This window comes from Rahnella sp. CFA14(1/10) (genome assembly GCF_004195095.1).
GTDB lineage: Bacteria > Pseudomonadota > Gammaproteobacteria > Enterobacterales > Enterobacteriaceae > Rahnella > Rahnella perminowiae.
Genome location: NZ_SEWS01000004.1, coordinates 324,083 through 349,188 on the forward strand (window position 1 = coordinate 324,083; position 25,106 = coordinate 349,188).

Here is a 25,106-nt window from a genome sequence, read left to right on the forward strand (position 1 = left end):
TGTCAATGAGCAGCTCGGTTGAACTACTCGAAGAACACCGGATGTTTGGCGGCTGGCAGCAGCGCTACCGCCATACCTCTGAGAGCCTGAATTGCAGCATGACGTTCAGCGTTTATCTGCCTCCGTCACCCGATGACGCGCCGCCGCCCGTCCTGTACTGGCTGTCGGGCCTGACCTGTAATGATGAAAACTTCACGACAAAAGCCGGGGCGCAGCGCGTCGCAGCTGAACTCGGCATCATTCTGGTGATGCCTGATACCAGTCCGCGCGGTGAGGGTGTTGCCAACGATGACGGTTATGATCTGGGTCAGGGCGCCGGTTTTTACCTGAACGCGACTCAGGCACCCTGGGCTGCCCATTACCGGATGTACGATTATCTGCTTGATGAACTGCCTGCGCTGATCCGCGACCATTTCAAAATCAGCGAGCGTCAGTCAATTTTCGGTCACTCAATGGGCGGCCACGGTGCGCTGATGCTGGCATTGCGTAATCCGCAACGTTTCTGTTCGGCATCAGCGTTTGCGCCGATCGTCAATCCGGCTCAGGTACCGTGGGGGCGTAAAGCGTTCAGTGCGTATCTGGGCGATGATGAAAGCCAGTGGCTGAAATACGACAGTTGTCACCTGCTGAGTGCATTGCCAGCGGATCAAAAGCCGTTCCCGATTCTGGTCGATCAGGGCGACAGCGACCAGTTTCTGGCGGATCAGCTTCAACCGGAAAAACTGGCAGAGATAGCGCGTCAGCGCGGCTGGCCGTTACAACTGCGGGTTCAGCCGGGCTACGATCACAGCTACTTCACCATCGCCTCGTTTGTGGAAGATCACCTGAGATTCCATGCGGAGTTTTTGCACCCGAAGGCATGAGTGCAGGATCCTAAAAATAGAAGCAACCGGCTCCTCTCCCTGCTGATAGGGCAGTGTTTCGCCTTGCTCCCTCCCCTTCGCAGGGAAGGGAGCAAAAATCAATTCTTCAATTTTGGATCCAGCGCATCCCGTAATCCGTCACCCAGCAAATTAAACGCCAGTACGGTCAGGAATATGGCCAGACTGGGGAATATGGCCACATGGGGAGCCATGACCATGTCGGCGCGGGCTTCGTTGAGCATCGCGCCCCACTCCGGCGTCGGGGGCTGTGCGCCCATACCCAGAAACGACAGGCTGGCGGCGGTGATGATCGACGTGCCGATACGCATGGTGAAATACACCACTATGGACGACAACGTGCCTGGCAGAATGTGGCGGAACAAAATCGTGGCGTCGGATGCGCCGATGCTGCGCGCCGATTCAATATAAGTTTGCTGTTTCAGCACCAGCGTATTGCCGCGAACCAGACGTGCGAAGGCAGGAATGCTGAAAATCGCCACAGCGATAATCACGTTCGACATACCGTTGCCCATTACCGCAACGACGGCGATTGCCAGTAAAATCCCGGGAAAAGCAAACAGGACGTCACAGACGCGCATGGTAATGCGATCCCACCAGCCTTCGTAATATCCCGCCAGCAAGCCGAACACCGTACCAATTGCCGCGCCGAGCACCACAGAAAGTACGCCTGCGGCGAGTGAAATCCGCGTGCCCATCAGGATGCGGCTGAAAATGTCACGCCCGAGAGAATCCACGCCCAGCCAGTGGACCAGCGATGGCCCGTCGTTCAGACGGTCATAATCAAAGTAATTTTCCGCATCAAACGGCACCAGCCACGGCGCAAGAATGGCCGCCGCGATCAGCAGCAGGATAAAAGCCCCCGCAATCATCGCAATATGCTGCCGGCGAAAACGACGCCAGAACGCTTTCCACGGTGTCCTTCCCGCCTGTGATGGCGCAGTTTCCGGCGTGATGACCGGTAAACTCGCGAGTACGGCATTTCGCCGCCAGTTTTTCATGCGCTTACTCACTTGTATCGGATGGAAGGGTTAATGACGGCGTACAGCATGTCTACCAGCAGATTGATCAGGATGAACTCCAGCGAAAACAGCAGCACTTCTGCCTGTATCACCGGATAATCCCGCATCTCGACCGAATCAACCAGCAACCGCCCTAACCCCGGCCAGTTGAACACTTTTTCAACCACAATCGACCCGCCGAGCAGGAAGCCAAATTGCAACCCCATCATCGTCACAACCGGGATCATCGCGTTGCGCAGGCCATGTTTGACCACCACCACCGCTTCGTGCACGCCCTTGGCGCGCGCGGTACGCATATAATCTTCCTGCATAACGTCGACAAAGGACGCGCGGGTAAAGCGGGCCATGATCGCCGCCACCGCTGCACCGAGCGTAACAGAAGGGAGAATATAGTGCCGCCAGCCGTCGGCACCGACCGTAGGCAGCCAGCCCAGTTCAACGGAAAAAATTTGCATCAGCAACATACCCAGCGCGAAAGCCGGGAAGGAAATACCTGAGACGGCGAGCGCCATGCCCAGTCTGTCCGGCCAGCGGTTACGCCACACGGCGGAGACCACGCCAATCACCAGACCGAAAACCACTGACCACACCATACTGGTCAGCGTCAGCCAAAACGTCGGCATAAAGCGCGAACTGATTTCTTCAATGACCGGGCGTTTTGAAACCATCGAGTGGCCGAAATCACCGGTCAGCGCATTGCCGAAGAAAGTGAAAAATTGCTGATAAAGCGGCTTATCCAGCCCTAAATCCTGACGCACCAGCGCAACCACGCTGGCATCAGCATCCTGGCCGGCCATCAGCCGCGCCGGATCGCCCGGCAACAGATGCACAAACAAAAAGACCAGCACGGCCACAATCAGCAGCGTGGGTATCAGTCCGAGTAATCGTTTTAAAAAATAATTAAGCATGATTGGCTGTCTGTGATTTCACGGTAGACATCTATGTTCCGGCCCCGGAACACACGATTTCAGGGCGTCCATGCTGTTACATGACACGCCCTGAAGGCTTCACCGCGTATTATTTCACATCTGCATCGTCAAAGCTGAAAGCCGTATCCGGCATCACATAGAAACCGGTCAGACGTTTATTTTTGGCTGAAACCAGACGTTCAGTGACCAGGAATGCCCACGGCGCATCGGTCCAGATTTGTTTCTGGGCATCGGCGTACAGTTTGGCTTTCTCGGCTTTGTCGGTCGTTTTCAGCGCATCGGACAGATCTTTATCCACCTGTGCGTTGCTGTAGAAGGCAGTATTGAACTGCTTCGGTGGCGCGGCCTGGGTGGAAAACAGCGGAGACAGTGCCCAGTCTGCTTCACCGGTAGAGGCAGACCAGCCGGTGTAGAACATACGGATGCCCGCCTCTTTTTGTCCGACGTTCTCAACCTGCGCCGCACGCTGCGCGGCATCCATTGCGGTGACTGTCACTTTAATACCCACCTGCGCCAGTTGCTGTTGGGTAAACTGCAACACTTTTTGCGCGGTACTGTTGTTATGTGAAGACCACAACGTGGTGGTAAAACCGTCCGGATAACCGGCTTCTTTCAATAACGCTTTCGCTTTTGCCGGATCATACGGCCACGGTTTAAATTTCGCCGCGTATTCGATGCCCTGCGGCAGCGGCCCTTCAGACGGCACGGCGTAACCGGCAAATGCAACTTTGATCAGCGCCTGTTTGTTAATCGCGTAGTTAATCGCCTCACGCACTTTCACATTGTCGAACGGCTTTTGCGTGACATTGAAACTGATGTAACGATGCAGAATCGACGGCGCGGTCACCAGATCCAGTTTAGCGTTTTTCTCCAGCAAGGCCGCCTGTTCGTAAGGCACCGGGAATGCCAGGTCAGCCTCGCCGGTTTGCAACATTGCCGCCCGGGTATTGTTATCTACCACAGGACGCCAGGTAATGGTGTCGAGTTTCGGCTCGCCTTTTTTCCAGTACCCGTCAAACTTCTTCACTTTCACAAAGTCAGTCTGATTCCATTGTTCAAGCGTATACGGGCCGGTGCCAACCGGATGGAAACCGATGTCTTTGCCGTATTTGGTCAGCGCCGCCGGGGAAATAATCACCGCAGACGGGTGTGCCAGAATATTAATAAAGGCTGAGAACGGCTCTTTCAGGGTGATTTTCACCGTGTTGTCATCAACGGCTTCGGTGCTGGCGATATTCTTGAACAGGTTATAGCGTTTAAGGTGACTGTCCGGATTACTGGCGCGGTCAAAGTTAACCTTTACCGCCGCCGCATTGAAGTCGGTGCCGTCCTGGAACTTGATGCCCGGATGCAGCTTGATGGTGTAAACCAGACCGTCTTTACTGACGGTGTAACTGTCCGCCAGGACGTTTTCCAGTTTCATATTTTTATCAAAGCCAAACAGGCCCTGATAGAAGGATTTGGCGACAGCCTGCGACAGGGTGTCGTTGGCGTCATACGGATCGAGCGAGGTGAAGTTAGAAACTACGGCGATGACCACGTCTTTTGCCGCCCATGCAGAAGCCGACGCCAGCGAACCAAAAACAGCGGCAGCGAGCACGGCCTGACGGACAACGTTCTTACCTTTAGATTTCTGCTGATTCATGTCAGTTCCTTTTCCTGTCTTACCCGTTTATCTTGCGAAGAATTGACGGCTTAAATAAGCCGCCAGAAAAATCAGTAAATACCCGCAATACTGTGCCTGGCGACAAAATGGCCTTCGCCCACCTTTACCAATGGCATCACCACCGGCTCATCGTGCAGCCCGCGAACCGGACTTGGGATTTCATCAACCAGCAGCGCCTGATCTTTTCGTTTGTGCGCCGGATCGGCGACCGGCACCGCCGCCATGAGTTTGCGGGTATAGGCATGTTGCGGCGTTTCAAATACCGCACGGCGCGAGCCGATTTCCACGATCTGTCCGAGATACATCACCGCCACACGGTGGCTGATGCGCTCAACAACGGCCATATCGTGTGAAATAAACAAAAATGCCAGACCAAACTCTTTCTGCAAATCCATCAGCAGATTGATGATTTGCGCACGGACAGACACATCCAGCGCCGAAACCGATTCATCGGCAATCACCACTTTTGGATTAAGCGCTAACGCGCGTGCAATGCAAATTCGCTGCCGCTGACCGCCGGAAAATTCGTGAGGATAACGCTGCGCGTGTTCCGGCAACAGCCCGACTTTTTCCAGTAACCATGCCACGCGGGCTTCGGCTTCTGCGCCTTTTGCCAGGTTGTGAACCAGCAGCGGCTCCATAATGGAATAACCTACCGTCAGGCGCGGATCGAGCGAGGCGTAAGGGTCCTGAAAAATAAACTGAATATCACGGCGCAGATGTTGCAGTTCACTGCCCCCGATATCGGTCAGCGTCTGGCCCTTAAAGGTGATAGTACCGCCCTGGCTTTTCACCAGTTTTAACAGCGAACGGCCGGTGGTGGATTTACCACAGCCTGATTCCCCCACCAGCGCCAGCGTTTCACCGGGATGCAAATCAAAACTGACTTTTTCCACGGCATGAACCCGTCGGGTTACGCGATTGAAAACACCGCTGCGCAGGTCAAAACGCGTCACCAGATCGCGCACCTGCAATATAGGAGGCGCGCCTGGTGTGAGAGTATTTTGTATCAGCGCCGGATCACTTTCCGGCTGTTCAGGCGCGGGAAAGCGTGCGGGCAGCGCTTTACCGGCCATCGAGCCGAGTTTGGGCACCGCCGCCAGCAATGTCTGAGTGTAAGGCGCCTGCGGTGAACGGAATATAGCGTTCACGTCCCCCGTTTCGACACTGTTGCCCTGATGCATTACCAGCACACGGTCCGCAATTTCGGCCACTACTCCCATGTCATGCGTGATAAAAATCACCCCCATCTGCATCTCTTTTTGCAACACACGGATCAGTTGCAGAATTTGTGCCTGAATGGTGACATCCAGCGCCGTCGTCGGTTCATCGGCAATCAGTAACGCAGGCTTACAGGAGAGCGCCATCGCAATCATCACCCGCTGGCGCATGCCGCCGGAAAGCTGATGCGGATAACTGTCGAGAATATTCCGGGCTTCAGGAATGCGCACCAGATCAAGCATCCGCAGCGCTTCCGCACGGGCGGCGCGGTGATCTTTGTTCTGGTGCAAGCGGATCGATTCGGCAATTTGTTCGCCCACCGGAAAGACCGGATTGAGCGACGTCATCGGCTCCTGAAAAATCATCGCCATATCCGCACCACGCAGATTACGCATGGCAGGCTGCGTGGCGTTGATCAAATCAACTACCTCACCGTTACGACGACGAAACTGCATTTGACCCTGTAAAATCTTTCCGCCGCCCTGCTCCACCAGCCGCATCAGCGCCAGCGAGGTCACGGATTTTCCGGAACCCGATTCGCCAACAATCGCCAGCGTTTCACCGCGCTTTACCTGAAAACTGAGATTACTGACCGCCTGAGTGACCTGCCCTTCATGAGCAAACTGCACGCTGAGCTGGCTGACGGCAACCACGTGATCGGGTGGCAGAATAAGCGAACTGTTCATCGGGCTGTTCATGACCGGTAAATACTGACGCAGGGAGCGTCACCCACACGGGCGAAGCCGCGGTACATGCCTTCGCTGTTAAAAGGTAGCACCACGTTGCCAAATTTATCCACGGCAATCATTCCACCGCTTCCGCCCAGAGAAAGCAGTTTTTCCTGCACCACTTTATGTGTGGCTTCTTCCAGAGAAAGACCGGCATATTCGATCAGCGCCGCCACATCGTAGGCTGCCACCGTGCGCATAAACACTTCGCCGGTACCGGTGCTGGAAATCGCTACCGTATTGTTATTGGCGTAACAGCCCGCGCCAATAACCGGTGAATCGCCGACGCGCCCGGCCTGTTTGTTGGTCATACCGCCGGTTGATGTCGCCGCCGCCAGATTACCCAGCGCATCCATCGCCACGGCACCCACGGTGCCAAATTTATGTTCAGGATCCAGCGGATCATCAGACACGGGGGCACTGAGCGACGCGCCATCGTGATCAAGCATCACGCCGTTATCTGCCGCGATGGCACGTTGCAACTGATCATAACGTTCCTGCGTGAAAAAGTAGTCCGGTCCGACCATTTCCTGGCCGTGTTCGCGGGCAAAGGCTTCCGCGCCCGCGCCGGTAAACATCACATGCGGACTGACTTCCAGCACCTTACGGGCGGTGAGAACAGGATTGCGAATATGGTTCACACAACTGATGGCACCGGCATCGAGCGTACGGCCATCCATAATGCAGGCGTCTAACTCATGCGTGCCCTGATGGGTAAAAACCGCCCCTTTTCCGGCATTAAATAACGGGCACTCTTCAAGCAAACGCACCGCTTCGGTGACCGCATCCAGTGCACTGCCGCCGGAGGCCAGAATAGCCTGTCCGCTGGCGACTATTCTCTCCAGTTCGGCTAAATAAAGTCGTTCTTTTTCAGCGCTCATCGCCGCGCGGGTAATCGCCCCTGCACCACCGTGGATCGCAATAACCGGCCGCTTCTTGTCCGAAACGGAAGCCGCTGAATTATCAGTAGAAAAACTCATTAGCGCTGCACCTTTCGATGTTGTATTTATGTAGAGGAAAATGTTGAGCTGTTTTTGACTATATTTAGCCCGCAACAGTATGTAAAGCAGAAATGTCGCGCCATCAAAAGGTCGCTAATTGCTTAGATTGTTTAAGAAAAACAAATGCTGCAATTGAATATACCCGCGGGACAAATGACCAAAGAACAGCAATAATAAACGTCTTAACTGCGGATAAATGCCTCTCCGGATAAACTTCCTGCAGCTTTTTTTATTTTCTCTTTTTAGGAAATCAGTTTATGGAAACTGTTTATAACCGCCGTCGGATTAATGTGATCTCGTGGCTCAGCTATTTCTTTACCGGTGGACTGGTTTCCACTCTGGGCATTGTTATCGGGCCGGTGGCCACTGCATTTAACAAAGATCCGGGCTTTATCGGTCAGATGTTTTCTTTAATGAACATCGGCCTGTTCCTGCCAATTATGATCAGCGGCATCCTGATGCGTAAGTTTGATCTGGGCAAACAACTGATGACCGGCTCTTTCATTTCGGTACTGGTCTGTATCGCGCTATTTATTGTGCCGTCGATTACCCTGTTTGGCGTGGGCGTATTCCTGATCGGTGCCACGGCGGGCCTGATGATGTCTATCGGCAGCTATCTGGTCGTCCGTATTAATGACGACCCGAAAAAACGTTCCGCAAACTTAATCTTCACCGACTTCTTCTTCGCGCTTTCCGGTATGACGTTGTCACTGGTGCTGGGCTTCCTGTTCAAACACGGCGCAAGCTGGCTGGCAATGTACGGCATCATGGGTGCACTCAGCCTGCTGATGATTTTGCTGTGCGCAGGTCAGAAATTCCCGCACGTGCCGCAACCGGTTAAAAACGAATCGACGCACAACGTGGCGAAAGAGCCGTGGGGCATTGCGGTCTTCTTCCTGTGTATCGCACTGTTTGCTTTTGTCTTTACTGAACTGGTCTTCACACTGTGGATGCCAAGCTGGTTGCATGAGCATTTCAGTATGGAAACGGACCGTGCCGCGATTTACATCACCACTTACTGGATGGTGAAAGCGATTGGCCTGTTCCTGAATCAGTTCACCGTGCGTTTCGTCAAACTGCGTACTTTCCTGCTGGTTTCCGTGATTGTCGGTATGGCAAGCCTGGCGGTGCTGACCACCAGCAATTCACCGGTACTGGTGCTCTTCGCTGTGGGTCTGTTCGGTTTCTGTAACTCCGGTCTGTTCTCCGGGCTGATGAGCTACGGCAGCTTGCAGGTGAAAAACTCCCCACCTACGCTGACATCCGCACTGCTGACCACCAGCTCCGTCGGCACGCTGATTTTCGCGTCCTTCTCTTCTTTCATCTACAACGAGTACGGCTTGTTCTGGGCGCTGAATATTGCGACCGTTTCTTACGCATTGCTGGTGCTGATGGTGGTGCTTGCCAGCCTGAAGAGCAAGGCAGAGAAAATTAACCACGAAGTCACCGCGCACTAAACTCTCCCCGCAGCAGGGCTCCGGCCCTGCTTTCTCAATTCACCTCGCCCAGTGAATCCAGAAAACGTGTTGCCGCTGGCGTCACCGAATCCGCCTGATAAATGGCATACAAATCTGCAGGCAGCCGTTCGCTGAGCGCACAAAAACGCACGCCCGGCCAGTGAATGCGCGCGTAGCTTTCCGGTAAAAGTGTAATGCCATTCCCGTTGGCCACCAGTGCCAGCGCAGTTTGCGGTTCGTTTACCTGATGTTTCACCTGCGGTAAGAAGCCGTATTGCCGGCACATCGAATACAGATAACTGCCAAGACCTGAAGCACTCATCGGCATCACAATGAAATCCTCATGCGCCAGCTCACTCAGTACCACGCTGTTTTTTGTCGCCAGCCGGTGGTGTTCTGAAATCGCCAGCGCGACGTTTTCCCGTCCCATCAGCCGGCTTTTCAGCCCCTGTGGCAGCGTCAGTTTAGCCTCACGCCAGATGCCAATATCGATCCGCTGCAATTGTAAGGCATCGATTTGCTGCACCGGGGTCAGTTCGGTCATCGTCCAGCTTATTTCCGGTGCATTTTTTCCAAAGCGGTTAAGGGCAGGCATCAGCGGGCCCCAGACTGCGGTACCGACGGTCCCCAGCTGAATATGCCCGACCTCCCCGCGCCCGATTTTACGTACCCGATGTAACGATCGGTTGATACCGTCGAGCATCAGCCCGGCCTCACGCATCAGCGCCGCGCCCGCCGGCGTCAGCGAAACAGATCGCGTGGTACGCAGAAATAACGGCGTACCCAGCAGATGTTCCAGCTCTTTAATGTGAAGGCTCAGCGGCGGTTGCGACATATTCAGCCGTACCGCCGCCTTACTGAAACTCAGTTCTTCGGCCACCACGCGAAAATAGTGCAATAACCGGAGATTGATCTGGCCGAGATCAAACACCGAATCGGTAAACGGACGTGTCATGCCGGACTCCGCAACATAATTTCTCTCTTAAATTTAATGAGTTACATTTATAGATTTTGTCTATAAATCCGCATAAAGAACGGTATTAGACCGTAAACGCTGCTCACACTAGCATTGCCCGCATCCTCCCCCTACTGTGAAAAATGAGAGAAGTGATCATGCTCAATAACCATGCTTTTGACTGCGCCGCGATTATTCGCCAGCGCGCCCCTGATTTTATTCCGCAGGCCGCACTGATTTTAGGCTCCGGCCTCGGTACGTTGTGCGACGACATGAGCGACGCAGTGACCATTCCCTACAACGAACTGCCGGGATTTCCGCAAAGCAGTGTCGCCGGTCATGCCGGTGAACTGGTACTGGGTTATCTGGAAAATGTGCCGGTGATGTGCATGAAGGGTCGCGGCCATCTGTACGAAGGGCACGGTATGTCAGTGATGACCTGTGCGGTGCGCACTTTTAAACTGCTCGGCTGCGAATTTATGCTGGCCACCAACGCCGCCGGGTCGATGCGTAAAAGCGTCGCGCCGGGTCGGTTAGTTGCGCTGACCGACCATGTCAGTTTCATGCCCGAATCGCCGCTGACAGGCCCGAATGACGAGCGTTTTGGTCCGCGCTTTTTCAGTCTCGCCAATGCCTACGACAAAGATCTCCGCGCACAACTTCACACCGTTGCCGCAGGGCTGAACATTGAGGTCGCAGAAGGCGTATTCGCGGCCTATACCGGCCCGAATTTCGAAACCCCGGCGGAAATCCGCATGATGCAAATTTTAGGGTGCGACGTAGTGGGCATGTCCATCGTGCCGGAAGTGATTTCTGCCCGTCACTGCGGGCTGAAAGTGCTGGCGATTTCCGCCATGACCAATTTCGCCGAAGGGCTTTCTGATACACCGCTTTCCCACGAACAAACCTTACGTTGCGCCAGACTGGCCGTCGGAGATTTCACGCGACTGATCCGCGCCTTTTTCGCCCATCTTTCAGCCAGCGTAAAATAAGGAGCGGCTATGGAACAGGCATTCAACCGCCAGCGGATCAATATGATTTCCTGGCTAAGCTATTTCTTTACCGGCGCGCTGGTCTCCACACTCGGGATTGTTATCGGCCCCGTTTCGCAGGCCTTTGGCAAAGATCCGGGATTTATCGGCCAGATGTTTACGCTGATGAATATCGGTCTGTTCCTGCCGATCATGGTCAGCGGCGTGCTGATGCGTAAATTCAATCCGGGCAAACAGCTGATCACCGGTTCAGCCGTTTCCGTGCTGGCCTGCATTGCGCTTTTCCTGATGCCCACCATCACGATGTTTGGTATCGGCGTGTTCCTGATTGGCGCGTCGTCGGGGATCATGATGTCCATCGGCAGTTATCTGGTGGTACGTATTAATGAAGATCCGAAAAAACGCTCGGCGAATTTAATCCTCACCGATTTCTTTTTCGCTCTGGCGGGCGTGGTGCTGTCGCTGCTGCTGGGCTATCTGTTCCAGCATGGCGCAAGCTGGCTGGCGATGTATGGCGTAATGGCGGTGCTGAGTCTGGCGATGATTGTGCTGTGCGTCGGGCAGACATTCCCGTCGATTCCGCAGGCCGCACAAACCACGATGGCAACTGAAACTGAGGTGACGCGCTGGGGGATGTCGGTCTGGGTGCTGTGTTTTGCACTGTTTGCCTTCCTGCTGGCCGAGCCGATTTTTACCATGTGGCTGCCGAGCTGGCTGAAAGCGCATTTCGGCATGGCGGCGGATCGGGCCGCATTTTATATCACGACGTACTGGACGGTGAAATCCATCGGCCTGTTTGTGAATCAGTTCACTGTCCGCTTCGTTAAGCTGCGCACTTATCTGCTGCTTTCCGCGTTTGTCGGACTGATGTGCCTGGCGGTTGCCGCTAACAGCGCGGACCCGATGTTGATCCTTGTTTGTGCCGGTTTGTTCGGTTTCTGCAATTCGGGGCTGTTCTCGGGCATCATGAGTTATGGCAGCTTGCAAGTCAGTAATTCTCCGCCGACGCTGACCTCTGCCTTGCTTACCCTCGGCACCCTTGGCACGCTAATTTTTTCCACACTCTCGTCGCTGGTATACAGCCGGTACGGTCTGTTCTGGGCGCTCAATAGCGCGACTGTGGCTTACGTTTTCCTGCTGCTGGCGCTGATTTTCGCCGCAGTAAACAGCAAAGCGGAAGCCCTGGAACAACAGCCTGCACGCTGAACGCGGTATCGTGCATATAAAAAAAGGAAGGCTTAAAAGCCTTCCTTTTCCCTCTTCGTTGCTGCGTTTATAGCTGCGGGCAACGTTGCAAACTGTTTAGCCAGGATGTTTCAGGCTGAGCGGCCAGACGACGCGCGCGTCCGTGGCGACGTAAAATCAATCCTTTGTCCTGCATTTCACTCAGATCGCGTCTGATCGTTTCGAGACTTACATCCAGCGATTGTGCCAGTTCGCTTACCTGTAGTACTTCATGTTGTTCAACCAACTGAAGGATGGCCTGATGGCGATTTTTTTTAAGCACCGGTTATTCCTGTTTATATGACAGTTGTGTGACTTGAATCACAAATAACGGTAACTATCATACCCGCGTTACATTGTTAATTTTGGGATCGATCTCAATTATTCAGGAATCTCCGTCGAATTTTTACGCCCTTAGCGATTTTTGGTTCGCTGCGTTTCTCTGTCATACTGTGCGTATGCTTCATTTCCCTGCCCGGCTCTGGTGAAATTATCTGCACAACCGGGACGAATTACTGAGGATTTTTCATGGAATTCAATACTGCCGGTCTGATCTCGCTCGACGAAGCGCTGGATAAAATGCGTGCCTGTGTATCGCCTAAAATAATTCAGGATGCCGAATCCCTCCCGCTCGCCGGCGCGGCTGGCCGCATTACCGCCACCCCGGTGCTTTCGCCGGTTTTCGTCCCACCTTTTGATAACTCAGCCATGGACGGCTATGCCGTGCGCTGCGCAGATTTACAGGATGGTGCGGTTTTCCCGGTCGCGGGCAAAGCCTTTGCGGGTGCGCCTTTTCATGGCGAATGGCCAGCCGGAAGTTGTATCCGTATCATGACCGGTGCGCCGGTGCCTGCGGGCGCTGACGCCGTGATCATGCAGGAGCAGACCGACGTTTCGGATGCCGGTGTACGTTTCACGGCTGAAATCACCCGGGGCCAGAATATCCGTCTGACCGGTGATGACATAAAACGGGGCGACAGCGTGCTACCTGCCGGTGTCCGGCTGGGTGCGGCAGAATTGCCACTGCTGGCTTCTCTGGGCGTCACCGATGTGAATGTCTGGAAGCCGCTGAAAGTCGCCGTATTTTCGACTGGCGATGAACTGCAGCCGGTGGGGACGCCTTTGCAGGAGGGGCAGATTTACGATACCAACCGTTTCGCTGTACGCCTGATGCTGGAACAACTGGGCTGCACCGTGCTGGATTTAGGTATTATTCGCGACAATCCGCAGGCGCTGCGTAAAGCTTTTGAAGAAGCCAATGCTTTTGCGGATCTGGTGATTTCCAGCGGCGGCGTGTCGGTCGGTGAAGCCGATTACACCAGGCAAATTCTGGATGAACTGGGTGAAATCGGTTTCTGGAAACTTGCCATGAAACCGGGCAAACCTTTTGCTTTCGGCAAACTGAAAAACAGCTGGTTCTGCGGTTTGCCGGGGAATCCGGTGTCGGCCGCACTGACGTTTTATCAACTGGTTCAGCCCTTTATTGCGCAGTTATCCGGCCATACGGCCTGGAAGTTCCCGCCACGGCTGAAGGCAATAGCGGTGACGCCACTGAAAAAATCTCCCGGACGTCTCGATTTTCAGCGCGGTATATTCAGCACCAGCGCCGGGGGGCAACTGGAAGTACTTACCACCGGCCATCAGGGGTCGCATGTATTCAGTTCATTCAGTCAGGCCAACTGTTTTATCGTGCTTGAACGCGGGCGCGGCAACGTAGCAGCGGGCGAATCCGTTGAAATCGAACCGTTTAACGCCCTGCTGCGGAGCTGAACATGTCTCAATTGCCGGAACTGACGGACGCCGAAACCCTGCGTTATAACCGCCAGATCGTACTGAAAGGGTTTGATTTCGACGGTCAGGAACAGCTGAAATCCAGCCACGCACTGATTGTTGGTCTGGGCGGTTTAGGCTGCGCCGCCGCTCAGTATCTGGCTGCCGCAGGTACCGGCACGTTAACATTGCTGGATTATGACACCGTCTCGCTGTCAAACCTGCAACGCCAGACGCTGCATACTGATGCCCGGATCGGTATATCGAAAGTAGAATCTGCCGCTATAGCGCTGGCGGCAATTAATCCGCATATCGTTATCCATCAGATTAATGCACAGGCCAGCGACGACAGGCTGCGTGAGGTGATTGCTGCCTGTGACGTGGTGGTCGACTGCACCGACAACGTCACCACCCGGAATCAGCTGAACGGTGAATGTTTCGCGCAGAAAAAACCGCTGGTTTCCGGCGCTGCCATCCGCATGGAAGGCCAGCTCAGCGTATTTACTTATCAGCCACATGAACCTTGTTATCAATGCCTGAGCCGGTTATTCGGTGAAAATGCGCTGACCTGCGTGGAAGCCGGGGTTATGTCCCCTCTGGTCGGCACCATCGGCAGTTTACAGGCGATGGAAACCATCAAACTGCTGACGAAATTCGGCGAAACGCCGCGCGGCAAACTGCTGATGTATGACGCCATGACGTTGCAGTTCCGCGAAATGAAACTGATGAAAGACCCGCATTGCGAAGTGTGTGGGGATTTTTGAATCAGTAAATTCAGACACAAAAAACCGCCTTTATCGGCGGTTTTCTATTTTTTATGACACCCAAAACAATTCGCAAAATCATTCGCGTTGTATCAAGGCGGCAACTGCACGAATCCCCGGGAGCTTACATCGGTAAGTGACCGGGGTGAGTGACCAATCTGCCGGGAGCAGATTGGAACGCTGCTTGCAGCGGCTCCTTCAGGAGCGAGGCCCATGGATGGGCCGAGTAACGCAGCCAACGCCGAGACAACGCGAAGGATGCAGCGAATTAACTATTGATGCCCTGACTACGCAGGTAGTCTTCATAATTACCGGAGAAGTCGATCACACGCGTCGGGGTCATTTCCAGAATACGGGTTGCCAGAGAGCTGACGAATTCACGGTCATGAGAAACGAAGATTAGCGTGCCTTCGTACATTTCCAGTGCCATGTTCAGCGACTCGATGGATTCCATATCAAGGTGGTTGGTTGGTTCATCCATAATCAGAATGTTAGGGCGTTGCATCATCAGTTTCCCGAATAACATACGACCTTTTTCCCCACCGGAAAGCACTTTCACTTTCTTCTTGATATCGTCCTGACCAAACAGCAGACGGCCTAACACACCGCGTACGGCCTGCTCGTCGTCTTTCTCGGATTTCCACTGGCTCATCCAGTCGAAGACGTTCAGGGTTTCGTCGAATTCATATTCGTGATCCTGCGCGTAATAGCCGATCTTGGCATTTTCAGACCATTTTACTGAACCACTTTCCGGCTCATGCTCACCGACCAGCGTTTTCAGCAGGGTGGATTTACCGATGCCGTTGGCGCCCAGAATCGCGACTTTTTCGCCCACTTCCAGCATCAGGCCGAGATTTTTAAACAGCGGACCGTTGTCAAAACCTTTGGTGATTTTTTCCACTTCCAGCGCATTACGGAACAATTTCTTGTCCTGTTCAAAACGCATGTAAGGGTTCTGACGGCTGGATGCTTTGATTTCATCAAGCTGAATTTTATCAATCTGACGGGCACGGGAAGTCGCCTGTTTAGATTTTGAGGCGTTCGCGCTGAAGCGGCTGACGAACGATTGCAGTTCTGCAATCTGCGCTTTCTTCTTGGCGTTATTGGCACTGAGAAGTTCACGGGCCTGCGTTGCCGCCGTCATGTATTCATCGTAGTTGCCCGGATAAACACGCAGTTCGCCGTAATCCAGATCCGCCATGTGCGTACACACCATGTTCAGGAAGTGACGGTCATGCGAAATGATGATCATGGTGCTGTTACGTTCGTTCAGCACCTGCTCCAGCCAGCGAATGGTATCGATGTCCAGGTTGTTCGTCGGTTCGTCGAGCAGCAGGATTTCCGGGTCGGAGAACAGCGCCTGCGCCAGCAAAACACGCAGTTTAAAGCCCGGTGCGATTTCGCTCATCGGGCCATAATGTTGTTCGACAGGAATGCCCACACCCAGCAACAATTCACCCGCACGGGATTCTGCGCTGTAGCCGTCCATTTCACCGTAAGCGACTTCCAGATCAGCCACTTTGTAGCCGTCTTCTTCACTCATTTCCGCCATTGCGTAAATACGGTCGCGCTCTTCCTTCACTTCCCACAATTCAGTGTGGCCCATGATAACGGTGTCCAGCACGCTGAACTGTTCGAAGGCGAACTGATCCTGGCGCAATTTACCCAGACGCTCGTTCGGGTCCAGCACGACATTACCGCCAGAAGGCACTAAGTCGCCACCGAGGATCTTCATGAAAGTGGACTTGCCACAACCGTTCGCGCCAATCAGGCCATAACGGTTACCGCCGCCAAATTTCACGTTAATGTTTTCAAATAACGGCTTGCTGCCGAATTGCATGGTGATGTTGTAAGTACTTAGCACAACGCTCGCTCTTAATTGGGAAATGTGATTTGGCGCGCATTATGCCACAACGGCGCGTCAGGATCGCCTGTAGTTGTGGTCATTTTTCATTCAATAGCTAAAAAAATGCCTGACAGGGGACTTTTCAGAAAGCAACAAAAGCAAAAACCCGACATAAGCCGGGTTTTCCAGAACAACGGTTGAAATCAGAAGTTGTAGCCGATTACACCGTAGTAACCCCAGCCGGTGGACTTCACATCGAAGTTACCGTTACCGAAGTTCAGCTCAGCGCCGTCAGCCCACTGGCCGCCGTTATGGAAGTAACGCGCCACGAACGAGTAATGCCAATGTGTGTAGTTCAGCGACAGGATATGGCTGGAGGCGATAGAGTTGTTAGAACGCGCTTTATTGCCGTTCAGATCACGGAAATCGTCATCGCCCAGTGAGGAACCCCAGTCAAAGTTGGTGAACCCGATATAGCTCAGGTTGCCGCCCCATAATTGCGTCAGAGGAACGAAGTATTTCACTTTGAAACGGTAACCGTCCCAGCTGTTTTCATTCGCCGCGCCGTAGTTTTCCCACTGATATTTCGCATACACGTTCAGGGACAGGCTCATCGGCAGACCGGTGTCGATGTCGGTGCCCAGACCCATGTACCAGGTATTCTGACGGTTATCGCTGTCCGGCCCCATATCGTAGATATAGTTGTTGGCGAAGTACCATTCTTTAAACGGACCGAAACTCAGATCAGTACCGGTCAGTTTATCGATAGAAAAACGAGGTTCAATTTCCATAAACAGCGGAGAACCGTTTTTATCCCAGATACCGGTATCATTGCCGTTACCGGCGCCGAAGGTTTTAGGAATATCGATATAGCCGTAGAAATCAAACCAGTCTTTGTGTGCAAACGCTTCATATTCAAGGTAAACATCGTTACGCAGCGTAGGCCCGAAACGGGTATCGGCGCTACCTACAACGTTGACACTCTGGTGCCACCAGTCAGAAACAAATTCGCCCTTGCTATCATCAGCGAGCACGGTCGCGCTGTAGGACAAAGCCATCAAAGCGCCTGCTGCAATAATTGTATTTTTCATATTTTTACCAGAAGCGGGGGGTGGAACAACGCCTTGCCACCTTCAGGCGTTGCATAAAACAAACCCTAAAACTGTGATCCGCAACCGATTGCTGCACATAGTGCAAAAAACCTGCAATTTCCAGTTACTTCCTACAAGAGTCGACTTTTCTTAGCTAATAAATAGATTTGGTCAAGGTTTGTCAATTTCTGTTTCATTCCGATACATCTCCAATGTGATATCGATCACAATAATGTTTCAGCATAATTTTATTTCTACGGTCTGATGCAGAAAATCACTGTTGATAAAATGACCATACCGTTATTTGTCATGCTATAATTACGACAAATAACGGTATGGAGGTATACATCATGAATTCAAAAATTACCGGGCTGTCTTCCGGCTCTGTGCAAGATTCTGCAACGCCGCTTTGGCAATCTGCGGGCCTGCCCGCAAGCAGCGGAATCAGTTTGATAAATGCCATACAAAAAGGGTTTCCGGTTGATAGTATCAGCCGTCTTAATACTGAGCTGGGATGGCCAAAAATGGTGTTACTGGAAATCATGGGCATTAATGAACGCAACTATGCGCGGCGTAAAGCCGGGAACGGCTTGCTGAAAAGTGAAGAGAGTGAACGGGTGGCACGGCTGGTTCGCATCGTGGATGCCGCCACTGATTTGTTCGAAGGTGATCGTGTCTCGGCGCTCGAATGGTTCACCCGCCCTGCTCCGGCACTCGATGGTTCACGTCCGCTGGAACTGCTGTCTTCTGAAGCTGGCGCGGTAGAAGTCAGCCGTCTGATTGGTCGTCTCCAGCACGGTGTTTTCAGTTGAAGCTGTTTCGTATCGTGCAGACCCGTCATCTGGCCACAGCCTGGTCGGGAGCCGGTGCGCAACTTTATGGCGGCCGCTGGAATCCTCCGGGCAGACCGGTAGTCTATGTCACCACCAGCATCTCGCTGGCGATTCTGGAAATTCTGGTGCATGTGCAAAACAGTATGCTGATGCGCGCCTATACTTTACTGAGTATTGAAGTACCGGAGGAATGGCTTGATACGCTTGAAGTTTCAGAGCTGCCCGCCGACTGGCGCAGTGCATCAGCACCTGACAGCACACAACGTCAGGGTGATGACTGGCTGGAGGAAGGTGAGTATGTCGGGCTGAAAGTGCCGTCAGTGATTGTGCCGTCAGAATACAACGTATTACTTAATCCGCTGCACCCGACGTTTGGGGATTTGCTGAGTTCTGTCGAACGCGAACCGATGATGTTTGACCCGCGCCTTCAGTAAAGCACGGGCCCGCTCCCGGTCAGAAGATCACTGTGCTTTCCGGTTGCTGCGATAAATCAGTGCCAGCGCGATGACAAGACAGGGAATAGCCGCCACCCGGTGCCATGACAGCGCGATCTGCGGGTTATCCAGCCAGCCGAAATTATCAATAAGCATGCCCATCGACAGTTGACCGAGAATAACCGCGACCGTTGCCGCCGCCGTCCCGACCCGGGGTACCGCAGTCACCATCACAATAATGTAAGGCACGCCAAATAATGCGCCCGCAAGTTGCCACTTCGGCACGGTGAGCAAGGTTTCCGGTTGCGGTGTTTGCAAAAACAGCACCAGTACCGCGGTAATGGCAGCTCCGACGCTGAACGTCAGGAATGCACTTTTCAGCACCCCCACCTTCTCGCCTAACTGTCCGTTCACTGCCGCCTGCATACTCAGCGCGGCCCCCGCCACAATGGCCAGAATGATCATAATCAGTTCAGTCATGGTTCAGTCCCAGGCAATCAAAACAAGTGCTACAACGATAAACAGCAGTGCCAGCAGGCGCTCACCGCCGACTTTCTTATGTGGCGTACCGAACCAGCCGTAATGGTCGATCAGCACACTTTTCGCCACCTGCCCTGACAAAATCGCGATCATGGTCATGCCGATACCAATAACCGGTGTCGCGAGCGTCAGTACTACCACATAGACCGGCCCGAGCACGCCGCCCAATAACTTCCAGCCCGGTTGCGTACTGAACGACGGTGCATTACGCGGGCTGAAAAACAGCACCAGCAGCCCGGTCAGCACCGCACCCACGCCAAAAATACTCAGTGTGGCCCATAAATGCCCCACTTCAGTACCCAGCGGGCCTATCAGCCCGGCCTCCAGTGAAAGCCCCATCCCCGCCAGGATGACCAGCGGAATTAACATCAGATTCATCATTGTCCTGCTTTTAGTTTTTTCGAAACGGCAACTATAACGTGGCACAACTATGCGAAAAACAGCACAATCAGGAAAATAGTTTTGCGGAAAATGCACAGATGAACGGTTTTAATCAGATCAACATCCAGTCTTTACGCCTGTATATCGCAGTACTCGACCAGGGGAATTTCTCAGAAGTGGCGCGGCGTGAGGCGATGTCGCCGTCAACCGTATCGCGGGTGATTTCCCAGCTGGAACAGGCATTACAAACACAACTGCTGTATCGCAATACGCGCGCCGTCAGCCCGACTGAATCCGGCAAACTGCTGGCCGGCCATGCGCGGCAGGTGCTGGCGCAGTTAGATCTGGCGGCTCTGGATTTGCAGGAACAGGACAGTGAACCCGGCGGACTGGTACGCATCAATGCACCGGTAGTGTTCGGTCAGCGACATCTTGCGCCGTGGTTGCATGAGCTGAGTACCCGTTATCCGCGTCTGAATATTGAGCTGATGCAAACCGACGATTTTGTCGATCCGTTGCAGGACAGCGTTGACTTGCTCATCCGTATCGGCGTGATGGCGGATTCCACTCTGCAGGCGCGTACACTCGGCCATCAGACTTTCCGTCTTGCCGCCAGCCCTGCGTATCTTGCCCGTGCAGGAACGCCCGGATCGCCGGAAGATTTGGCCGGTCACAGTTGTCTGGTGTTCAAGGGATTTGCCGGTTCGCAGCGCTGGTACTTCCGTCAGCCGGATCAGGAATGGCACTCGCTGCATCTGGGGGGATTACTGACCAGCAATAACGCAGAAACGCTGACGCAGGCGGCTATCGACGGCATGGGGCTGGTGGTCTTTCCCACCTGGCTGATTGGCGATGCCCTGCGCGACGGACGGCTGGTCAGCGTGCTGGAAAGTTATCAGGTATCGACCTCGCCGGAACCGCAGACAATATCAGCACTGTATCCGAACAGCCGCCGCCCCTCGATCAAAGTCCGCGCGGTGATTGATTTTCTGGTGGAGAAATTTGGCAGTCCGGCGTACTGGGAGTGAGGCGTTGCACTAAAGCTTTTTTAAAGACAGATCGAGAATATTTCGGTTTTTCAAGTACTGCGATCACCTGACCCGCCGCGCCGAAACCGACCAGAGGGGAAAAGCTTTTCCCCTCTGAACTCCCCTCGCTTTTCTCAACACGCGCTCCGCTCGCTGGCTATGTTTCAGGTATCACCGCGACAGGCTGGAAATCTTGCCGCTGCGCGGTTTCCTCACTCGGTCCTGAAGCCTTTGGTCTTCAGGCCGCTCCGTTCGGCAAGATTTCTAAACCGCCCGCAGGATCTTAAATTCAAAACCAATCGGTTTTTCAAATCAAATATGGTGAGGTTGTGAAGTTGAAGCCTGAGGCCGGTTCCAAAATCACGCCGCAGGAGAGGTGAAAAACCGCGCGTCTTTATGCGCGGGTTGTAACCCGAACGGAGGGAACCGCGCAGCGGCGGGATTTTGCGGCTATCGCTGTGGTTGATGAAACATAGTCAGCGAGCGGCAACGCGCAGTTTAAGAGCCAGGGATTCTTAAGGGTGGCGGCGATAAGCCACCCTTAAGGCCAGTGTGGGTGGCAACCCACGGTTTTGACTTTGAAGTTGAAGTTGAAGTTGAAGTTGAAGATTAAATCCTCAACTCCATCCCCACATGCGGAATCCCATCTTCATCGTAAATTTCGGTATACGCCACAAACCCCAGTCTGCCGTAGAAGCCCTGTAAATGCGCCTGAGCGGAAATCGCGACGCGCTCACCCGGCCAGTGTTTCTGGCAGGCAGCCAGTGCCTGTTCCATCAGCTGATGGCCCAGTTTCAGGCCACGGGCGGAAGGCGCGACAATCACCCGGCCGATAGCCACGTCTTCCGCATGACGTAAAATTCGTGCATAGGCGGCAGGTTTTCCCTCCAGCCAGGCGACGATATGACGGTTTTCTCCGGTCAGATCCTGCCCGTCGATATCCTGATAAATACAGGTTTGTTCCACCACAAACACTTCGCTTCGCAGTGCCAGAATGGCGTAAAGCTGCGCCGCGCTCAGTTCGCTGTGATGATAATCCTGCCAGTGAAGTGATGATAATCCGCTCATCAATGAATGCCCTGCCTGTTTTCTGAAAGCCAAAAAAAAGAGATATTCCTGAGAATATCTCTTTTTAACACCGGTTTTACAGCTAATTGATCAGGCAGATTTTTTTAGCGGCTGGGTACGGACCGGGGCATCGCCTGCGGTGTAATACTGCGCAGTACTGCGGGGTAATGGCTGACGGCCACGAATTTTATCGGCAATCTTTTCGGCAATCATGATCGTCGTCGCATTCAGATTACCGGTAATGATCTGCGGCATGATGGAAGCGTCTACCACGCGCAGCGCCTGCAATCCGTGAACACGCCCTTCTCCGTCGACCACAGCCATCTCATCAGTGCCCATTTTACACGAGCATGACGGATGGAACGCGGTTTCCGCATGCTCACGGATAAAGGCATCCAGCTCTTCGTCAGTCTGCACATTTTCGCCCGGGCTGATCTCGCGGCCACGATAAGGATCCAGCGCCGGTTGATTCATGATTTCACGTGTGATGCGGATAGCATCACGGAATTCCTGCCAGTCCTGCTCCGTCGCCATGTAATTAAACAAAATGCTCGGATGCTGGCGCGGATCTTTCGATTTCACCTGAACGCGGCCACGACTTGGGGAACGCATTGAACCGACATGCGCCTGGAAACCATGCTCTTTTACTGCGTTACTGCCGTTGTAATTAATCGCCACCGGCAGGAAGTGATACTGAATATTCGGCCAGGCAAAATCTTCACGGCTGCGGATAAAACCGCCCGCTTCAAACTGATTGCTGGCACCGGTGCCGGTGCCTTTAAACAGCCATTCAGCACCAATCGCCGGTTGGTTATGCATCTGTAATGCCGGATACAAAGAGACCGGCTGCGTACAGCTGTATTGCAGGTACATTTCCAGATGATCCTGCAAATTCTCGCCGACGCCCGGCAGGTCGTGTACCAGCGGGATATTCAGACGGTTTAGCAGTTCAGCCGCACCCACACCGGAACGTTGCAGAATTTGCGGAGAGGCAATCGCGCCGCTGCACAGCAACACTTCGCGTTTCGCCTTCGCTGTTTTGGCGTTGTATTCGTCACCGTGGAAATAGCTGACACCTACCGCACGCTTGCCGTCGAACAGGATCCTGTCGGTCAGCGCGTGGGTTATGATAGTCAGATTGGCGCGCGGTTTGGCCTGATCCAGATAGCCACGGGCCGTACTCGCACGGCGGCCTTTTGGCGTTACGGTTCTGTCCATCGGGCCAAAACCTTCCTGTTTGAACCCATTCAGATCATCCGTGCGCGAATATCCCGCCTGCACACCGGCTTCTATCATCGCGCCAAACAGCGGATTATTGCCGTTTTTAGGTGTCGCCACACTCACCGGCCCTTCGCCACCGTGGAAGTCATTCGGGCCGATATCGCGGGTTTCTGCTTTACGGAAATACGGCAGACAGTCCAGATAGCTCCAGTCTTCCAGACCCGGTGCTTTCGCCCAGTTATCGAAATCCATTGCGTTACCGCGGATGTAACACATGCCGTTAATCAGCGACGAACCGCCCAGACCTTTACCGCGCCCGCATTCCATGCGGCGGTGATTCATATGCGGTTCCGGGTCGGTTTCATACGCCCAGTTGTAACGGCGTCCCTGTAACGGAAACGCCAGCGCCGCAGGCATTTGCGTGCGAAAATCCAGACGATAATCCGGGCCGCCCGCTTCCAGCAGCAAAACGGTCACATTGCTGTCTTCCGTCAGACGGGTAGCAAGTACGTTGCCGGCAGAACCCGCACCGATGATGATGTAATCGTAATCCATTGAATCTCCTCTGTTGCAGCGGATCAAAATACTGAGCTGAATTCGCCCAGTTCGACCTGCACGGATTTGATTTGGGTGTAATGCTCAAGCGTGGTGAGGCCGTTTTCACGCCCGACACCGGAATGTTTGTAGCCACCGACCGGCATTTCTGCGGCGGATTCGCCCCAGGTGTTCACCCAGCAGATCCCGGCTTCAAGTTTATGAATCGCGCGATGAGCACGGTTGAGATCCTGCGTCACCAGCCCGGCGGCCAGGCCATAGTCAGTATCATTGGCACGGCGGATCACTTCTTCTTCACTTTCATAGGTCAGAATGCTCATTACCGGCCCGAAAATTTCTTCCCGGACGATCAGCATGTCATCACGACAGTCGGTAAATACTGTCGGCGCGACGTAGGCGCCTTTGGCGTATTCGCCGGTCGTGATGCGCTCACCGCCTGTCAGTAAAGTCGCCCCTTCACGCTTGCCGCTTTCGATGTAACGCAGCACTGATTCCATATGCGTGAAACTGACCAGCGGGCCGAAGTTGACGTTTTCATCGGTCGGATCGCCTGAGCGGATACGTTTCACCCGCTCCAGTACTTTGGCTTCGAACGCTTTATGCAATGCGGCGGGTACAAACACCCGGGTACCGTTGGTGCATACCTGACCGGAGCTGTAAAAATTCGCCATCATGGCAATGTCGGCGGCTTTATCGAGATCCGCATCATCAAAGATGATCAACGGCGATTTACCGCCCAGTTCCATGGTTACTTCTTTCAGTGTGGAAGCCGAGGCGCTGGCCATCACTTTCTTGCCGGTTTTAATGCCGCCGGTGAACGAGACTTTGGCAATATCTGGATGCTCCGTTAACGCCTGGCCGACACTGGCCGCACCCGTCACCACACTGAACACACCATCCGGTACACCGGCTTCGGTGTAGATTTCAGCCAGTTTCAGGGCCGTCAGTGACGTGTTTTCACTCGGTTTGAACACCATCGCGTTACCGGCTGCCAGCGCAGGGGCAGATTTCCACAAGGCAATCTGAATCGGGTAGTTCCATGCACCGATACCGGCGACCACGCCCAGCGGCTCGCGGCGGGTATAGACGAATGACGAATCACGCAGCGGAATTTGCTGCCCCTCAATTGCCGGAATTAACCCGGCGTAATACTCCAGCACATCCGCGCCGGTGACGATATCCACGGCCAGTGTTTCAGAAAGCGGCTTACCGGTGTCGGCTGTTTCAATGGCCGCCAGTTCGTCGTTGCGCTCGCGCAGAATATCCACGGCGCGGCGCAGAATACGGGCGCGGCTCATGGCAGTCATCGCAGCCCAGACTTTCTGGCCTTTCTGCGCGGATTTCACGGCCAGATCGACATCCGCGTGCGTGGCGGATTGCACGGTCGCAATCACTTCGCCGTTGGCCGGATTGACTGCGTCGAAGGTTTCATCCCCGGTGCTGTCCTGAAAACGCCCGTCGATATAAAGTTTTTGCTTGCCGTAGCGGGACATATATCT

23 protein-coding genes are annotated in these 25,106 nt (G+C 53.9%); 9 read left to right on the plus strand and 14 right to left on the minus strand.

Translation table 11 applies throughout. The features are described 5' to 3' along the window. Positions 1-5 precede the first annotated feature (5 nt). Positions 6-863, plus strand: a complete 858-nt coding sequence (fghA, locus tag EVX52_RS10445; RefSeq protein ID WP_129991235.1) for an S-formylglutathione hydrolase — start codon at positions 6-8, stop codon at positions 861-863. 98 nt (positions 864-961) lie between these two features. On the opposite strand, the gene gsiD is transcribed toward fghA, so the two are convergent. From gsiD to EVX52_RS10470, 5 genes are all read right to left on the minus strand, one after another. Beyond that, positions 962-1,882 carry a glutathione ABC transporter permease GsiD gene (gene gsiD, locus EVX52_RS10450; RefSeq protein WP_129991236.1) on the minus strand — a complete coding sequence of 307 codons (921 nt, stop codon included), beginning with the start codon at positions 1,880-1,882 and terminating at the stop codon, positions 962-964. An 8-nt stretch (positions 1,883-1,890) separates the two neighbouring features. Beyond that, on the minus strand, positions 1,891-2,811 hold the full coding sequence (gsiC, locus tag EVX52_RS10455; RefSeq protein WP_129991237.1) for a glutathione ABC transporter permease GsiC: 921 nt from the start codon (positions 2,809-2,811) through the stop codon (positions 1,891-1,893). Between the two features lie 109 nt (positions 2,812-2,920). Beyond that, complete coding sequence (gene gsiB, locus EVX52_RS10460; protein ID WP_129991238.1) at positions 2,921-4,477, minus strand: glutathione ABC transporter substrate-binding protein GsiB; 1,557 nt, start codon at positions 4,475-4,477, stop codon at positions 2,921-2,923. Between the two features lie 71 nt (positions 4,478-4,548). Then, a complete protein-coding gene (locus EVX52_RS10465) occupies positions 4,549-6,417 on the minus strand; it encodes a dipeptide ABC transporter ATP-binding protein (RefSeq protein WP_129991239.1) in 1,869 nt (622 codons plus the stop codon). Continuing rightward, complete coding sequence (locus EVX52_RS10470; RefSeq protein WP_129952441.1) at positions 6,414-7,427, minus strand: isoaspartyl peptidase/L-asparaginase family protein; 1,014 nt, start codon at positions 7,425-7,427, stop codon at positions 6,414-6,416. The genes EVX52_RS10465 and EVX52_RS10470 overlap by 4 nt, the downstream gene beginning before the upstream one ends. Positions 7,428-7,705: 278 nt before the next feature. On the opposite strand from EVX52_RS10470, the gene tsgA (EVX52_RS10475) reads away from it, so the two are divergent. Further along, positions 7,706-8,905 (plus strand): MFS transporter TsgA, encoded by a 1,200-nt coding sequence (tsgA, locus tag EVX52_RS10475; protein ID WP_129991240.1) that lies wholly within the window; start codon positions 7,706-7,708, stop codon positions 8,903-8,905. A 34-nt stretch (positions 8,906-8,939) separates the two neighbouring features. Here tsgA (EVX52_RS10475) and EVX52_RS10480 read toward each other — a convergent pair whose 3' ends face one another. Continuing rightward, positions 8,940-9,860, minus strand: coding sequence for a LysR family transcriptional regulator (locus EVX52_RS10480; RefSeq protein WP_129991241.1), 921 nt, complete (start codon positions 9,858-9,860; stop codon positions 8,940-8,942). 158 nt (positions 9,861-10,018) lie between these two features. On the opposite strand from EVX52_RS10480, the gene xapA reads away from it, so the two are divergent. Together xapA and tsgA (EVX52_RS10490) are read left to right on the plus strand one after the other, a co-directional pair. Then, a complete protein-coding gene (xapA, locus tag EVX52_RS10485; protein WP_129952438.1) occupies positions 10,019-10,852 on the plus strand; it encodes a xanthosine phosphorylase in 834 nt (277 codons plus the stop codon). A gap of 9 nt (positions 10,853-10,861) precedes the next feature. Beyond that, positions 10,862-12,058: an MFS transporter TsgA gene (gene tsgA / locus EVX52_RS10490; protein WP_129952437.1), complete on the plus strand. Its 1,197-nt coding sequence runs from the start codon at positions 10,862-10,864 to the stop codon at positions 12,056-12,058. Positions 12,059-12,125: 67 nt separating this feature from the next. Here the strand turns inward: tsgA (EVX52_RS10490) and EVX52_RS10495 are convergent, their stop codons facing one another. After that, entirely contained in the window at positions 12,126-12,359 is a 234-nt protein-coding gene (locus EVX52_RS10495; protein WP_013574728.1) for a DeoR family transcriptional regulator, read from the minus strand. A gap of 245 nt (positions 12,360-12,604) precedes the next feature. Here EVX52_RS10495 and moeA point away from each other — a divergent pair, with 245 nt between their 5' ends. Beyond that, entirely contained in the window at positions 12,605-13,846 is a 1,242-nt protein-coding gene (moeA, locus tag EVX52_RS10500) for a molybdopterin molybdotransferase MoeA (protein WP_129952436.1), read from the plus strand. A gap of 2 nt (positions 13,847-13,848) precedes the next feature. Beyond that, a complete protein-coding gene (moeB, locus tag EVX52_RS10505) occupies positions 13,849-14,610 on the plus strand; it encodes a molybdopterin-synthase adenylyltransferase MoeB (protein ID WP_129991242.1) in 762 nt (253 codons plus the stop codon). A gap of 268 nt (positions 14,611-14,878) precedes the next feature. Here the strand turns inward: moeB and EVX52_RS10510 are convergent, their stop codons facing one another. Both EVX52_RS10510 and EVX52_RS10515 read right to left on the minus strand, forming a co-directional pair. Continuing rightward, on the minus strand, positions 14,879-16,474 hold the full coding sequence (locus EVX52_RS10510; protein ID WP_129952434.1) for an ABC-F family ATPase: 1,596 nt from the start codon (positions 16,472-16,474) through the stop codon (positions 14,879-14,881). Positions 16,475-16,659: 185 nt separating this feature from the next. Next, positions 16,660-17,547 carry a nucleoside-specific channel-forming protein Tsx gene (locus tag EVX52_RS10515; protein ID WP_129952433.1) on the minus strand — a complete coding sequence of 296 codons (888 nt, stop codon included), beginning with the start codon at positions 17,545-17,547 and terminating at the stop codon, positions 16,660-16,662. A 350-nt stretch (positions 17,548-17,897) separates the two neighbouring features. Here EVX52_RS10515 and EVX52_RS10520 point away from each other — a divergent pair, with 350 nt between their 5' ends. Both EVX52_RS10520 and EVX52_RS10525 read left to right on the plus strand, forming a co-directional pair. Continuing rightward, the gene (locus tag EVX52_RS10520; protein WP_129952432.1) at positions 17,898-18,359 is read left to right on the plus strand and encodes an antitoxin Xre/MbcA/ParS toxin-binding domain-containing protein; all 462 of its coding nucleotides are present in this window, start codon (positions 17,898-17,900) and stop codon (positions 18,357-18,359) included. Then, positions 18,356-18,814: an RES family NAD+ phosphorylase gene (locus tag EVX52_RS10525; protein WP_129952431.1), complete on the plus strand. Its 459-nt coding sequence runs from the start codon at positions 18,356-18,358 to the stop codon at positions 18,812-18,814. Before EVX52_RS10520 ends, EVX52_RS10525 begins: the two co-directional genes overlap by 4 nt. A gap of 27 nt (positions 18,815-18,841) precedes the next feature. Here EVX52_RS10525 and EVX52_RS10530 read toward each other — a convergent pair whose 3' ends face one another. Then, entirely contained in the window at positions 18,842-19,294 is a 453-nt protein-coding gene (locus EVX52_RS10530) for a DMT family transporter (protein ID WP_129952430.1), read from the minus strand. 3 nt (positions 19,295-19,297) lie between these two features. Beyond that, complete coding sequence (locus EVX52_RS10535; RefSeq protein WP_129952429.1) at positions 19,298-19,732, minus strand: DMT family transporter; 435 nt, start codon at positions 19,730-19,732, stop codon at positions 19,298-19,300. A gap of 101 nt (positions 19,733-19,833) precedes the next feature. On the opposite strand from EVX52_RS10535, the gene EVX52_RS10540 reads away from it, so the two are divergent. Continuing rightward, positions 19,834-20,763 (plus strand): LysR family transcriptional regulator, encoded by a 930-nt coding sequence (locus EVX52_RS10540; RefSeq protein WP_129991275.1) that lies wholly within the window; start codon positions 19,834-19,836, stop codon positions 20,761-20,763. 609 nt (positions 20,764-21,372) lie between these two features. Here EVX52_RS10540 and EVX52_RS10545 read toward each other — a convergent pair. From EVX52_RS10545 to betB, 3 genes are all read right to left on the minus strand, one after another. Further along, on the minus strand, positions 21,373-21,831 hold the full coding sequence (locus EVX52_RS10545; protein ID WP_129952428.1) for a GNAT family N-acetyltransferase: 459 nt from the start codon (positions 21,829-21,831) through the stop codon (positions 21,373-21,375). Positions 21,832-21,921: 90 nt separating this feature from the next. After that, positions 21,922-23,607, minus strand: a complete 1,686-nt coding sequence (gene betA, locus EVX52_RS10550; RefSeq protein ID WP_129991243.1) for a choline dehydrogenase — start codon at positions 23,605-23,607, stop codon at positions 21,922-21,924. 23 nt (positions 23,608-23,630) lie between these two features. Further along, positions 23,631-25,100: a betaine-aldehyde dehydrogenase gene (gene betB, locus EVX52_RS10555; protein ID WP_129991244.1), complete on the minus strand. Its 1,470-nt coding sequence runs from the start codon at positions 25,098-25,100 to the stop codon at positions 23,631-23,633. Positions 25,101-25,106 lie beyond the last annotated feature (6 nt).